The organism is Pseudarthrobacter sp. NPDC055928 (genome assembly GCF_042270935.1).
Classification (GTDB): domain Bacteria; phylum Actinomycetota; class Actinomycetes; order Actinomycetales; family Micrococcaceae; genus Arthrobacter.
This window is the reverse complement of the sequence record NZ_JBHJZH010000006.1, coordinates 162,509-175,514: the sequence shown is the minus strand read 5'-3', so window position 1 is coordinate 175,514 and position 13,006 is coordinate 162,509. Positions and strand designations below refer to the sequence as shown.

Annotated in this window: 14 protein-coding genes; 4 read left to right on the top strand and 10 right to left on the bottom strand. The window is 60.7% G+C overall.

Translation table 11 applies throughout. From position 1 onward, the window contains the following. Nucleotides 1-337: 337 nt before the first annotated feature. The 8 genes from ACFC25_RS10375 to ACFC25_RS10340 all read right to left on the bottom strand — a co-directional run bounded on the left by ACFC25_RS10375 (nucleotide 338) and on the right by ACFC25_RS10340 (nucleotide 9,458). A complete protein-coding gene (locus ACFC25_RS10375) occupies nucleotides 338-1,042 on the bottom strand; it encodes an RES domain-containing protein (protein ID WP_376045068.1) in 705 nt (234 codons plus the stop codon). A gap of 3 nt (nucleotides 1,043-1,045) precedes the next feature. Further along, nucleotides 1,046-1,438, bottom strand: a complete 393-nt coding sequence (locus ACFC25_RS10370; RefSeq protein ID WP_234760184.1) for a hypothetical protein — start codon at nucleotides 1,436-1,438, stop codon at nucleotides 1,046-1,048. Nucleotides 1,439-1,594: 156 nt separating this feature from the next. Beyond that, complete coding sequence (locus ACFC25_RS10365; protein WP_376045067.1) at nucleotides 1,595-2,161, bottom strand: recombinase family protein; 567 nt, start codon at nucleotides 2,159-2,161, stop codon at nucleotides 1,595-1,597. A 164-nt stretch (nucleotides 2,162-2,325) separates the two neighbouring features. Next, nucleotides 2,326-3,066: a DUF6602 domain-containing protein gene (locus ACFC25_RS10360; protein WP_376045066.1), complete on the bottom strand. Its 741-nt coding sequence runs from the start codon at nucleotides 3,064-3,066 to the stop codon at nucleotides 2,326-2,328. 204 nt (nucleotides 3,067-3,270) lie between these two features. Then, nucleotides 3,271-5,064 carry an SAVED domain-containing protein gene (locus ACFC25_RS10355; protein ID WP_376045065.1) on the bottom strand — a complete coding sequence of 598 codons (1,794 nt, stop codon included), beginning with the start codon at nucleotides 5,062-5,064 and terminating at the stop codon, nucleotides 3,271-3,273. Next, nucleotides 5,064-6,536: a ThiF family adenylyltransferase gene (locus ACFC25_RS10350; protein ID WP_376045064.1), complete on the bottom strand. Its 1,473-nt coding sequence runs from the start codon at nucleotides 6,534-6,536 to the stop codon at nucleotides 5,064-5,066. The genes ACFC25_RS10355 and ACFC25_RS10350 overlap by 1 nt, the downstream gene beginning before the upstream one ends. Continuing rightward, nucleotides 6,533-7,543, bottom strand: a complete 1,011-nt coding sequence (locus ACFC25_RS10345; protein ID WP_376045063.1) for a nucleotidyltransferase — start codon at nucleotides 7,541-7,543, stop codon at nucleotides 6,533-6,535. Before ACFC25_RS10345 ends, ACFC25_RS10350 begins: the two co-directional genes overlap by 4 nt. Before the next feature lie 1,243 nt (nucleotides 7,544-8,786). Continuing rightward, nucleotides 8,787-9,458: a helix-turn-helix transcriptional regulator gene (locus ACFC25_RS10340; protein WP_376045062.1), complete on the bottom strand. Its 672-nt coding sequence runs from the start codon at nucleotides 9,456-9,458 to the stop codon at nucleotides 8,787-8,789. 83 nt (nucleotides 9,459-9,541) lie between these two features. Here ACFC25_RS10340 and ACFC25_RS10335 point away from each other — a divergent pair, with 83 nt between their 5' ends. After that, complete coding sequence (locus ACFC25_RS10335; protein ID WP_376045061.1) at nucleotides 9,542-9,970, top strand: hypothetical protein; 429 nt, start codon at nucleotides 9,542-9,544, stop codon at nucleotides 9,968-9,970. A gap of 187 nt (nucleotides 9,971-10,157) precedes the next feature. Further along, complete coding sequence (locus ACFC25_RS10330) at nucleotides 10,158-10,475, top strand: hypothetical protein (RefSeq protein ID WP_376045060.1); 318 nt, start codon at nucleotides 10,158-10,160, stop codon at nucleotides 10,473-10,475. Nucleotides 10,476-10,946: 471 nt separating this feature from the next. On the opposite strand, the gene ACFC25_RS10325 is transcribed toward ACFC25_RS10330, so the two are convergent. Then, nucleotides 10,947-11,315, bottom strand: a complete 369-nt coding sequence (locus ACFC25_RS10325; RefSeq protein ID WP_376045059.1) for a hypothetical protein — start codon at nucleotides 11,313-11,315, stop codon at nucleotides 10,947-10,949. Between the two features lie 201 nt (nucleotides 11,316-11,516). Here ACFC25_RS10325 and ACFC25_RS10320 point away from each other — a divergent pair, with 201 nt between their 5' ends. Together ACFC25_RS10320 and ACFC25_RS10315 are read left to right on the top strand one after the other, a co-directional pair. Continuing rightward, nucleotides 11,517-11,810, top strand: a complete 294-nt coding sequence (locus tag ACFC25_RS10320) for a hypothetical protein (RefSeq protein ID WP_376045058.1) — start codon at nucleotides 11,517-11,519, stop codon at nucleotides 11,808-11,810. Between the two features lie 6 nt (nucleotides 11,811-11,816). Next, the gene (locus ACFC25_RS10315; RefSeq protein WP_376045057.1) at nucleotides 11,817-12,104 is read left to right on the top strand and encodes a hypothetical protein; all 288 of its coding nucleotides are present in this window, start codon (nucleotides 11,817-11,819) and stop codon (nucleotides 12,102-12,104) included. A gap of 82 nt (nucleotides 12,105-12,186) precedes the next feature. On the opposite strand, the gene ACFC25_RS10310 is transcribed toward ACFC25_RS10315, so the two are convergent. Further along, entirely contained in the window at nucleotides 12,187-12,420 is a 234-nt protein-coding gene (locus ACFC25_RS10310; protein WP_376045056.1) for a hypothetical protein, read from the bottom strand. Between the last annotated feature and the right edge of the window lie 586 nt (nucleotides 12,421-13,006).

Genomic DNA, 13,006 nt, shown 5'->3' with positions numbered 1-13,006 from the left:
CAGGGTCCGGGGCAACAATCACAGCGTAAGGGAAGAGCCGCGGGTTGGAAAGAACCCTAAGGATCGGTGGTGAACGGAATGGTGTGACCACGTACTGGCCGACTATTCAGGGATCTCTTTCGACGCCCGATTCATGGCGCGGGCAGGGGGCGATTCTGGATAGTGCGTTTCCTGGAGGAAGTTGGTACTCGCGACGTCGGGCAAGCCGGTGACCCTGTTGGAGCTGATTTCCCCGTCTGACGGGCCACTCCCCCGCTCAAGACCGAACGCCGATAATGGACCTTTCGTCAGCTAGCCGGTAGCTGGAGCCGACTGCAGAGGCTTCTTGAGGAGGGCTCTACTCTTCTTGCCACTTGAGCTTGAGGATTTCGAATGCTTCCTTGATGGCCGCAGCATCGTAGTGGAGGTCAACCACTTGGGTCCGGTCAAGCTTGGGGCTGATCGGGGGATTCCCGGGCCGCTCGAAGATAGCCCACAACCGGAGCTCGTCGCCGTGCCGGGAGTTGAAGGTGACACCATCGACGGTGGTTGTTTCATATAGCCAGGCGGCGACCCCTTGAGTCAGTTGCCTGGGGCGGGCGTCTTTCAACGCCGCCGCGTCGAAATCGGCCAGTCCGAGACTCAAGGCAATAGCGATGAAGTTCGGATAGAGGGCGGCGATGGTTTGGGAGGCGGTGACGGCGCAGTAGTGCCCGGAGAGTTCGGCGCGGGTCGCGGCGCGTGGCTCCAGCCATTCACGTGGAACTTCTCCTGGCGGGATGGTTGGGTGCAGCGCCTGGTCTTCATCGTCTTCGACGATTTCGTCCAGTTCCGCGGCCAGCCTGGCGTCGCGGCGGAAGCCGGCCAGGACTTCCAGGAGGCATGCCTTCAAGCTTGAGCCGGCGTAGACGGTGCGGAAGTTGCCGTGCAGGTCATCCCAGCGTCCGGGGAAACGGCCGTCCGTGGCCCATTCCCAGCCGCTCCACGCCCAGGGTTCGGGGCGGAACCCGATGCGCCATACAGTGCCGGCCGCTGGGATGATGGCTAGTGCGTTCTGGTCCATCCGTCAGCCGGCGGCCGCGAAGGCCCGGGCAGCGGCAAGGACGGATTGTGCGGCCTCGTCGACATGGCCTTCACGCAAGAGCCTGGCCGGCGGGACATCGTCCAGCTGCGGGTTCATGCCTTGGAACCATGCCTGGACAACGGCCCTGGAGTCGCGCTCGGCCAGTAAGGCAGCGACATGGTAAGCGTGCCGCAGCCGGGTCATGACTTCTGCGGAGGGTTTCCGTTCACCGTCTGCCCATTGGCGTACCGCGCGGGTTTCCTTGACCGAGCCGATGTAGGCGACAAGTTTTGCGCCCAGGATGTCCCTGAGGTCGCGGACTAGCTCGGCCTCGGGCAGCCGGATGGAATCCTGATGGGCCTTCAGCCCTCCCCGGGCTCCTGCAACTGCTGTCATGCCTCCATGCTGTCACGAATGACACTTTGTTTCAACGGCTAGAACACGCCACTGATCACACCCGAAATCACATGCATGAAAAGCCGATAACGGATATTCCGTCAAGCTATGGCCGCGCAGACTATTGCCCGTCGACGGCGCCGGCAGGGGAGCGGTTCACTCCAGCTTGGCCTGGCGCAGGTACTGATAGACGGTTTCCCTGCTGATCCCGTAGTCACGGGCAAGGAGGGCTTTTGGAACACCGGTGCCGGCGCGCTGGACAAGTTCGGCGGCTCGGTCCGGGGTGAGGGTCTTTTTCCTTCCTTTGTAGGCGCCGCGTTGTTTGGCCAGGGCGATGCCTTCTCTTTGGCGTTCTCTGATGAGGGAGCGTTCGAACTCGGCGAAGGCACCCATGACGGAGAGCATGAGGTTGGCCATGGGGGAGTCCTCGCCGGTAAAGACCAGGCTTTCTTTGACGAACTCCACGCGCACGCCCTTCCGGGTCAGGCCCTGGACCAGAGCCCGAAGATCATCCAGGTTGCGGGCCAGCCGGTCCATGCTGTGCACCACCACGGTGTCCCCTTCGCGGGCGAACCGCAGCAGTTCCGTGAGCTGTGGCCTGGCGGTGTCCCTGCCGGAGGCCGTGTCCGTGAAGACCCGGTCCAGAACCTGGCCGTCGAGCTGGCGTTTCTCGTTCTGGTCCAACGTGCTCACGCGCACGTACCCGATCCGCTGTCCAGCCACCTGCGCCTCCAACCCTCGTGCTGTCAGGTTGAGTTCTAGGCTCCTTCCAGAAGAAAGTCAAGACACGCGGGGTCCTATCCGTGAGGTTTGGGCTGCCCTGAGTGGACGTACTCGTGACCTGCTAGCTATGACGGCACAGCCGTGCCTACGCCTCGCCTGGTAGTTCAGCTCTCTTGGACGTCCTCGATGTAGTGCCCATATGCGTCCAAATCGAGTGCTAGTACAGTGCCCAGCATGGACAGCCTCTTGTACAGCCGCATTGCAAACCAAATGAGCTGCTGGTCCGATGGTGCGAAGACAAGTTCGTCCCCGACTCTTTCGACCGCACCGTCTCTGACGGCTATCGCGAAGTCCAGCCGGTCGGATTGATTTCCGGTCAGAAGGGCATTACGTGCGGCCTTTCCCTGGATGTCCGTCCAGGATGTCTCGGTGGCAAGGAGGCCTCCCAGTATGGGCTTGTTCGCTGGCTCTTGAGGTGGATACGTTCCCCCGGCGTGCCGGATGCCTACGGAGGTCCTACGAAGGCTGCGGACGCTGGCAATCTTCTCCCGTGCATAGTCAACGTAGCCCTTGCTCAACTCCGGTTTGGCCTCGAATATCGCGTAGATGCTCTCGACGGGGACAAATGTCATGTCGCCTTGCTCGAAGAACAGGGGTGAGTACTGGCGGTCGTAGACAGCCACATCTATCTGTTGGCTCTGCTTTCCGTACGAATCGATCGCGAAGACGCTGCCTACTCCGTAGCGCCGGGGGAGGAAATCGCTGAGCATGCGTATCCAGTGTTCCTCCGTTGCGTCGCCCTTGGCTGTTGGATGATTGGTGAAATTGGGCATGAGGCCGAGCCCGGACAGCATATGTTTTTGCTTGGCCGCAAATGCCTCTCTCAAGTCAAACGAGGTGCTCATGGTGCAGCTGCTCCGCTCTCGGGTTCCATCGGTGGGCCAATGGGACCTGCGTGTCAGGTGTGATCACTCTATTTGTCTATAAGCATGTTGCGGGCCGTGTCGAAGCTGGATGTACCCCTGGCTGTGACAGGTTTGGATGGCCCCGGTAGGACGGTTATATCTGGCCCCACTTCGTTACTCGCCGGGCACAGAGTATCCGAGGTTTTAGGCACCTTTTGAATCCTCAATTTCAAGCAGCACTTCGGCTATAGGTCCGCTGGCACGGCCGGGGTCGAGAACGAGGGTCGGACGGTACTTGGGACCGTTGTCGGCGTCGTCTTCCCATTCATAGGCCACCGTTCGGAGCGTGTTCAAATGGCGTCCAATCAATACGGCCATTGTGTACGGGCCGTGGAAGGCAAGATGGACCTCAGCGCGTCCACTGTCGGCCGCGAGTTGTTTGATGTGCTGGCCGATCAATGAACTGAGGCGTCCGGCTTCACGAGCGTCAATCTGAGTGGTGGTTGTGGTAAGCATTGCCGCCTTAGCGAATGTGTGGGGGGACGTGCTGATGAGTTGTTGGAAGGCGGTGGAATCTGCTCCGTGCGTGAGACTGACGAAGATTGCGATCTTGTTTTGGGTAACGGCGGATTGTTGGGCTGGGAAGGCAATTTCTTCCACGCTAATGACGTTATCGAGCGGGTCATCTTCGCACGCCTCCGAGGCCCAGGCCGCATTGCGCGTGTCCATTGCTTCGACTGTTCCGAGTTTGGTCTCGGGTAGCGCTGCGCCCAGTGCCAGAGCGATTGAAAGGTGGGCTCCGCCTAAGATCTGTACGCGCGGTGCCCGTGCTGCGTAAATGGCGTCGCTAATGAGGGGCAGCGTTTCTTGGAGGAGATGGAGTCCTTCGGCTGAGGGAAGGCGTCCGTTCTCGGCGGCGTTGACCCGGATGTGCAGGTCCTCGTCGTCCGCGTCGATGGCGAATGATGTCGGCCGGCTCTGCACACGAATGGTGAAAGCTCGATTTTCTGCCCGGAGTGATGGCTTGCGTTGCTCGATGCGGTGCATGAGCAAGTCACGTGCTATGTCAAGGTCACCCGTGCTGTCGAGCATGTTGCTCTGCTTCTTATCAGCAAGTGTGCGCTGTGGTGTGAGGCGCAGGAGCCGGTCAGGGGCGTCATAATCACATTTGGAAGAGCTCCCGCGCCTAGGGACTGTATTCGCGATGCTGAGGCTGAAGTCACGGTCTTCGTCGAGTTGAAGTAGGCGTGGGAGTTCACGCTCCCGGACGATCTCGCTGTGGACGATGTCGGGAGTTACGATGAGCACTGCCGCCGAGAGGCCTTGGGTCAGGGCTTGCTCGAGTCTGTCTATCGTTGTGCCGGCGCGCAGATCGCGGTAGTCACGCCAGACCACGAGGCCGGTTGCTCTGAGTAGGTGTTCCAGCCGTGCGGCTTGGTCGGTTCCGTCTGTTTGGCGGTAGGAGATGAAGACAGGCCCGTCGCCTCGTACAGCGGTTAGAGGCAGGGGGCCCAGGGGCTGGAATTTGGGCTCGGGCGATATGACTGGGACATTTCCGCTGGTGACGCGACCAAACTGTTGACGCTGTGCGGTGACTCCGTGGAACGGTGTCGAGTGCGACGTGGAGCGCACGATCAAGGCAATCGGACCGTCGCTGGTTTTCGCAATTGCACGAAGTGAGCTGACGTCTATGGGGCTCGGTCCTGCTGGAGCCGGGTGGCTGTGCCATTCCCCGACGTATCCTGTCGGATCATCGATGGCCCGATCCGCGAGGAAGTCTTTGAGCAGCTTGTTGGCTTTGAGGTCGTCGCGGACGTACTGGTTCGTTGTTGCCTGGTCGCTGCCGATGGTCAGTGCATTTGTGACCACGATGGTATTGGATTCGTGGTAGCCGAGAAGGATACCTCCGATTTCCGTCGGCAGGCTTTTCGCTGTTTCGGCATCGATGACTTCATGTGCCTCATGTCGTAGTTCGATACGGGTAGGTTGCCGGGTCACTAGTGATGCCTTTCAGGAACAGCAGTGAGGTCTCGTGATTCTCCCGCTGGATGGAGGATACGCCCGGTAAGCAGACCGATACTGTGCCGTACGGCGGCGGCTGCTGCTTCGATCACAGCGTGCGGCGGAGTTGGGGAGATTGGGCTTCCACATCCAGCCTCGAACAACTCTGGGGCTTGAACGCCGGTACCCGGTGACGTCGCCAAAGGCGGCACGGGGGAGGCGTCGTTGGCAGGGGGGAGGATGTCGACACGATAGGCGGTTCCGTCATGATGTAGTGAAACCGAGAGAATCCTCGTGCCCATGGACTCGGCCACGACGTGGAGAAGGGCTGTCGTGTTGAAGTCGCCGGTGGCGTTCACGACCAGGTCGTGACTGCTGATGAGAACGGCTGCCTCCGCGGCGGACGTGAGTGGCTGCGTACTCAGGCCGATGTCCTCATGCGTGAGTTCGTTTCTGGCGACGAGGTGACGTTTTACAGCTTCACTCTTTGGCAACCCGATTGTGTCGGGTCCCACGAGATGCCGGACGATGTTGCCGGGGAGGACCAGGTCTCCGTCCACTAATGTCATCCGTCCGATTCCTGCGCGCCCCAGCATGTCTGCGACGAAGGAACCGAGCGCGCCTAGCCCGATGATAGCCACGCTACTGTTCATGAGTTCTGCCTTTTGGACACCGGCGCGGGCGGTTCGGGCCGCTGTCGTATCGGCTGCCGATATCAGTCGCCGTACGCTGATGTCGCCGCCGACTGTTGGCCAAACTTCCAGCGCGATGGCGCCATCGTGATTGCCGCGACGGTACTTCAGCAGCACCACCGAGATCTCCTGGCGCAGGATTCTGGCATCGAGCTTGTTCTCGGGCCGGATTCGGACGCTGATGTCTGCCCAGGTCCGTGGCGGTACGTCGATTTCACCGGCGTCGACCACATACGCCGACCGGTCGTTGCCGGCTTTCACCAGTTTCTTCGGAATTGCACCCTTGCTTGCCCGCATGATGTTGTTTTTGGCTGGTCGGAACCGAATTAAGCCCTCACGCAGCGAATCAAGCTCGTCGTAGAGGTAAATCCTGGTGTCTTCCTCTGAACGGTGGAAATACCGGTCTAGATCCAGATCAGGGCGATCGTCCGGCCAGCCGGCTGCTGCTTGCGCCAACCATTCCGTGACATGTTCAAGGAATGCCGAGGCCTCACTCCACCAGAGCCCCTCGTGATCGTCCTCGGCGATCAAACAGAGGGCGCCGTCCAACTCGCGGTGCCAAGACCAGGGCACTGCATCCTCTGCAACCGGGGCTACCCTTGGGGGCTTAAAGGGAAAGCGTTCCGGGAGGGAAATCAGGACCTCGGTCGGGTCCTCAGGGTTTCCAGTCACCCCTGTCCACCCCTCTTTTGTCTCCTTATAGCCAGCTCGGATGAGGCCTTCCTCGAAGTGCTGGCGGGCGTGGGCTACAGAGTCGGTGTATGCGTCAAGGTTCACCCAAATGTCCGTGTTCCGGCGGGGACGGTTCGTGCGCCTGCAGAAATTGCGGTTGCGCGTTTGGTGCCGTCTTCGTTGAACCCGGGCGGCATTTTGAACACGGTGTCATCGTCGCCGTTTTTGCCGAGCAGGCTTTGGAATGCCAGGGCAGACTTACCCGCGTCCTCTTCGTTGAGAGCTGAGCGGGCTGAGGCAGCCGCGTCAGCAAATCGGACCCTCGCGGTCTCAAGCTCGTCCTCGGTTGCGCGGATGCTGATGGTTTTTCCCCAGAGAGTTGGGTCGGTCACGCCGATACCGTAAACGACGTAGTTGCTGATGATTTTGGTGACCTCTTCAAGGGCTGACACGTAGTACTCTGCGTGGTCATTTCCTGAAACAAGGCCGGATTTGAAGGCCTGGTAGGTTGCCACTTCGATGAAAAAGCCTCCGGGCTTCGCACCGCTGCGAAGCAGAGCGCGGCGAGTTTGTCGGAGAAGTTTGACGGTAGGGACGTAGTAGCCGCCGTGGGTAGCGTTCATTTCGCTGGAAAGGCTGGTCAAAGCTTCAGGGTTGGTTTGCACCCATTTGTCTTCCTGGCCTTTTTGAGGGATTTCCCATGTCGTCCCGTCCCAGTGTGGACGTGCCGGCACAGCGTCCACATCAAGGTCGTATTCAGGGAACGCAATTTTGAGGCTCCGGTCCTGGCGCACTGTGCGACGGCGACCATTGGCATCCACACCAAATTCAGCGTGGAGCACTTTGAAGAACCGGTCGAGGATGTCCTTGGACGTCACGTCGCTCGGAAGGTCTGGCAGCCGGATAAACACATCGACGTCTTTGACACGTTTGATGGACACGCTGCGCTTATACGAACCAATGAGGACCGGGTCGACTCCGTACCCGGCCAGCTTGGCATCCGTCCCCAGAGCCTGGCGTACGAGGTGGTGAGCTTCTGGGGCGTTCGCCTTATCGTCGCCGGGCTCGATTGAGCTCAGGGCATCCTTGAACTGCTGTATGAGGTGAGCCACGAAGAGGCCCTCCGATCTCGGTAGGAGCGATGGATGCTGTCGAGCCTTTCATATACGACCGACATTCGAGCTGATACTACATGTAGTATTCGCGTTGGCGCTTGAACACCACATGATGTGTTACATCCGTGTTATTCCATACTTGCAAACGTTTCTCAATAGCTCTCACGAATCGGCTCAAGATTGACTCAAGAAGTCCTGCGGTAAGAGTAAGGGATTGGCTTCTCGGCGATAAATGTCGTGGGAGGGCGGCGGGTGCGCGCGCGGATCCCCTTATAACCGGGCGCGCTGCTTCGGCTCACGCAAGAGCCTCGTTGGATCCACGCAGTGGGGTGTCGATCAAGCATGCCAGCTACACCTGAAATAGGAGTCGTCTGCAACTATCAGCCTGCTTACTTTACGTAACATAGGTTATCGGCGTTTTCGATCCGTGGGGGAGAGGCCTAAAAGCCCTCTTTCTACCTGCCGATTAAAGTTCTGTCGGCCGGCAGCGGGACCCCACCGGGTCGTCGTCAATGAACGCCGCCGACGGGTTCCTAGAGGCCGGACAAGCTCGGTCTGCGGCCGCGTCGATTGGTCATAGTGCGCCGGAAACGACCGCGTGCTGGCCCGGGTGTAATCCGCCCGCATTGCCTGGAAACCCCCGACAGGGAGACGCCGGACGCTGCCCGGGGAAAGCCGGCCACTGCTTCCCAGCCAACTTCAAGGTTCAGCGTGCAGGATGTGGGTGGAACTTCGGCCACCGCTATTTGGCCGGAGTTTCGCCATCTCCGGTAGATGTCGCAAGACGCGGGGCCGTTGCGTGGCGGCGTTTCATGAATGCTCCGCCATGAGACGGAATCCACTGTGCGTGGATGCAGGCCATACCTGCGAAAATGCTTGTTGCCGGCGCCGCTACCTGCCAGTAACTTTGGTGAGGCGGCTTTCCAGTTCCCCCAATTGGGGAGTGCGTCATAGAGAGGCTCCGCGGCAACCCCCAATGCCACGGGGCCTCTCGCATGTCGTGCTGACCAGGATCGTCATTGCGGTGGGTGGAAGTTACCGGCACCACTCCTCCGGCCGCCGCTGAAGTCCCGAAAATCTAAGGGACGAGCGATTATCACCGCAGAACCTTGCGCAGATACATAACCAGCCGCCTTTTGCCAGTGGACGCAGGGCTCGTAGCAGGCTGGCCCGCTCACAGCACTGTAGGCCGAACCGCCAATGGAGGCTGGGGGTGCGTGGCTGGCGTCGGGGTCCCTAGTTATGGCGCCGCTGTGATGTGGGCGCAGCATTGTCCGGCTGTTTGGTTTCCGGTGATTCTTTTCTCTGCTTCGCCGCAGCCGGCTGCTGCTCCGCGGAGGAAGGCGCCGTTCATTGCGCAGACAACGCCCGGGTGCCGTGCCGAGAGCCGGTGGAAGGGGCAGTTTGGCAGCACGAACCCGCCCTGTCCGTCGGACCGGGGGGCGTACCCTTGGTTCACCAGGAACGCTTCCAGGGTTGAATCGCCCGAGGCCAGTTCCTTGCCCCTTTGGTAGGACGATGTCAGAAGGACCTGGCGGACCTCGGTGCCGGACTGCGCTGCCTCCTCGATAGCTGTCGCCAGCAGTTCTCCGGCCAGGTCGTAATTCCTGTCAGGGACGGAGGCTCCGACTTCCCCAATCACGGCCCGGTACATTTTTGCCGGCCGGCCCGAGCCGGGGCCGGTTTTTCCGGCCGGCTTGTGAAACTCGACCGCCAGCAGCCCGTCCTCGACGAGCTTGTCCAGATGGAAGGACGCGGTGCTCCGCGCCATACCCAGCGCCTCGGCCGCAGCATCCCGGCCCACAGCAGCCGTCGACGACGAAACGTAGTCGTACAAGTCCCGGCGTTTGGCATCGCCGAGCGATGCGACGGCTGTAAGGCGCTGCGCCCACGGAAGCCTGATCAAGATCAACCCGCCTTTCTAAAAACAAAAACCTTGTTTAACCCTGCAGCTCCTTCTAAAATTACTATACCTACTTTTAGAAGGAGCGCACCATGAAAACAACAGCAAGCGCAGCGGGACTTCCCCTTCAGGTGCCGGACCGGGCAGGAACTCATCAGGCGTTCATGCTGCTGCGCACAGTGTTTACCGTTGCACCGATCCTCTTCGGCCTGGATAAGTTCACCAACTTCCTCGCCGACTGGACCGTGTACCTCGCCCCGGTTGCCACCTCCGTGGTGCCGGTGCCGGCGCAGAGTTTCATGTACGCCGTGGGGGTAGTGGAAATCATCGCCGGGGTCGCCGTTGCCGTACGGCCGCGCTTCGGTTCCCTGCTGGTTGCTGCCTGGCTTCTGGGGATCATCATCAACCTGCTGGTTCTGGGCAGCTTTTACGATGTCGCGCTTCGTGACTTCGGGCTGTTGATCAGCGCCCTCGCCCTGAACCGGCTCTCCCCCGCCGGGCCCCGGGCATCTCGGAAGTAAGAACCGCTAACCGCCGGCGGCGGCAGGAGGTGCGAGATGAACTGGCAGGGGTGGGCCCTGTTCGGCCTGCTGGCAACCTCTGTTTTGACACTGGTCATGATCGGGGCGCAGATGGCGGGACTTACCCGCCTGGACCTGCCACTGGTGCTTGGCACCATGATCACCCCCGACCCGGACAAGGCACGTATTGCCGGGTTCTTCATTCACATCGCCGCCGGCCTTCGCCCTGGGCTATGCCGCCACCTTCGCCCTTCTGGGCCAGGCCACGTGGTGGGCCGGAGCCCTTCTGGGGCTGCTGCACGCCGGTGTAGCGATGACCGTCATCCTTCCGTTGCTGCCTGGCGTTCATCCCCGGATGGCTTCCGCGAGGGCCGGCCTGGCCTCCACCGCGGCCCTGGAACCTCCGGGCCTGCTCGGGCTCAGCTACGGGACCCAGACTCCCCTGGTAGCCGTGGTTTCCCACTTCGCGTACGGCACAGTCCTGGGGCTACTGGTGGGGCCATGAGCCTGAACCATCTGCCGACAACCCTGCACCATCGTCGCGGGCGATGGAACCGAGATAGCTCCCGATGGCATCCTGTACCCGTTGTATTCCGCGTTGCACTTGGTGGGTCCAGAGGTTCCTGGGGTAGCCGTATCACCACCACTTGCCGGTTTCTTCCGGGGGTCATGAGGAGCATTATTGAGGTTGCAGAGTCTTGCGATTTTGATCGGAGGCTGCCATGTTTCGGGCCCTGCTATGCAAGCTGAATATCCGGCACGATTGGCATCTTGAACACGCTGAGGACGGCGCGGTGTATAGGCGGTGCCGTCGGTGTGGCAAGGATGACGACGAACGTGGGAAGGGGCGAAGGGGCGACTTCAGTGCGTGGGCGGGCCCGTCCGGGGCATGACACCCCGACCAGAAGGACGCGTCTTCCCGGCGATGGCTGACAGCCCCTTCAAGCATCCCGGCTGTAAGGTGTCTAGCTGGTCCTCAGGCGTGAGAGGGGGCCCGGCGGGTGGCCTCGAGCCTCCAGCCAGTACCAAGGTTCGTTCCGGCGACAAAGGATCCAATCCAGGCGATTCCAGCAGATCCCACGGTGTTAGCAGCCATAAAAAGTGCCACGCAGACGGCCAGTGCCCCGAACAAACATATCTGCGACACCCACACGCGACGGGAACCAGAGCGGAACAGCCAGACTCCCAATGTTGCCCCGGCACCCAGGGCGACGAACGCAGGCCACGGCGCAGCAAGGCGTCCGAAGACGACGAAGGCCACCGTGGCGCAAAGGAGGATGACACCAGAAACGATGTAGCCCGTCCCTGACTCGCGCTCCCTCGCGCGCCTCCTTTTCGTCCGCATGGCTCCCTGCTGCACTTACCTACTCAACTCCTTGACGTTTGCCCATCCGAGGGCACGAAAAAGGTGCGCCCCGTTCGCTGAGCGCACCCTCTTCGATCTCTCCCCGTTCGCAGCCGTTCCGATCGACTACGCCTATAGTAAGCCTGCTGACTATCGGCCGAGCAAGGCACAAGAGCAGCTGTAGCGAAAGCGTTATCAACGATGCACCATCGTCCGTGGCGGGATTCCCGCGATGCGGGACTACCGCAACGCCATCCGGGAACGCTTGAACGGATCGGACGGGATCCGGACTCCTGCAAGGTCCTGTTTGTCGTCACGCCCTACGTCGGAGACACCCGGGAAGAGGCCCAGTCGCTCTTTGATCGGACGCACGCGGCTACAGATTGGCGCGCCGAAGAAGCCCTCGCACACCTTTCAGCATTCACTGAGATCGACTTCTCCAGGTTTGATCTGGATGAGCGAATCCCCGATGGGCTGACAACCAACGGCCACTAAAGTGCCTTGAACAACTTCGTGAAGCGGGGCGACGGTGGCAAGACCCTGCGCGAAGCCGCCGCAAGCTGGACGGTGTCATGCCTGGACCTGATCGGCACACCCGAACAAGTCGCCGGCCAGATGGGCGACGCCATGGATCAAATCGGCGGGGACGGCTTCCTGATCAACGGCCCTCTGAGCCGGGTATATGTCTCGCAGATTACAGACGGCCTCGTGCCGGCACTGCAGCGGAAGGGACTCACCCGGACGGAATATGACCACCCGACGTTTAGGGAAAATCTGATGGCCTTCTAGCGGGACGTTTTTCGACCTGGAGGGGCTGGCCGGGCAAGTCCGGGCAGCCCCTCATCCTCAACGCCTCAACTGGGCATCAAAATCAAGCCAACCAGAACGTCGCGGCCGAGAAACGGCAGGACAGCAAAGGACCACCACCGATGAATTTGGCTACAAGGAAGAGGGGCCGCTTGGATGCCGCGTGGTCAGATGAGCTCAAAACGGCGTCCGCGTCCTTGGTCAGGCTGCGCAGATTCAGATCATCCGGTTCCTCCGGACTAACGGCCCGTCCACCCGGCACCACGTCGCCGACAGCCTCGGCCTCGGCCTTAGTCACGGCTACACATCGCAATGCCTTAACAAGCTAGCGGACGCCGGGGCGGTGGCCGCTGATTCCGGCCTAAACCAAGGCGATCATCCCATCCGATTTTTCACTGTGGATTCCCACCGGATTGAGTTCGTCTTTGGCGTCCTCGCCCGGTACCTGGGTGCCGTTCCTAGGGAAGAATCTGGATCCGGCACTTGATTTCATCGAGCGTCTGCGGCCACAGGAAACAGTGGCCGCGATCGCAGAACTCGAAGGACCCACTCGGGCTCAAGCTTTAGGAAGCCCCGCGCCGCATTTCGAGATTCATCGCAGAATCTATGTCTCACTTCGGGACCGAACTGCCGAAACCGTGCCCCGTCAAGTGCCGCACGCGTGTCGGTCGGTCCCAAACATTCTGGGACCGAAATAAATGATACTGACGCATAACCTGAAAGGAAGCCAGCCATGTTGAACCTGCCAAAAAACCTGGCCCTCTTGCTCTACTAGCATATTTGGGACTTCGCGGCCTGGGAGAAGGAACTCTCCGCCCCCAAAGTCATACTTACTTCATCGGCATGGGTTGGCTGGTACGAGGAAGACTCCTAACCCGAGCACT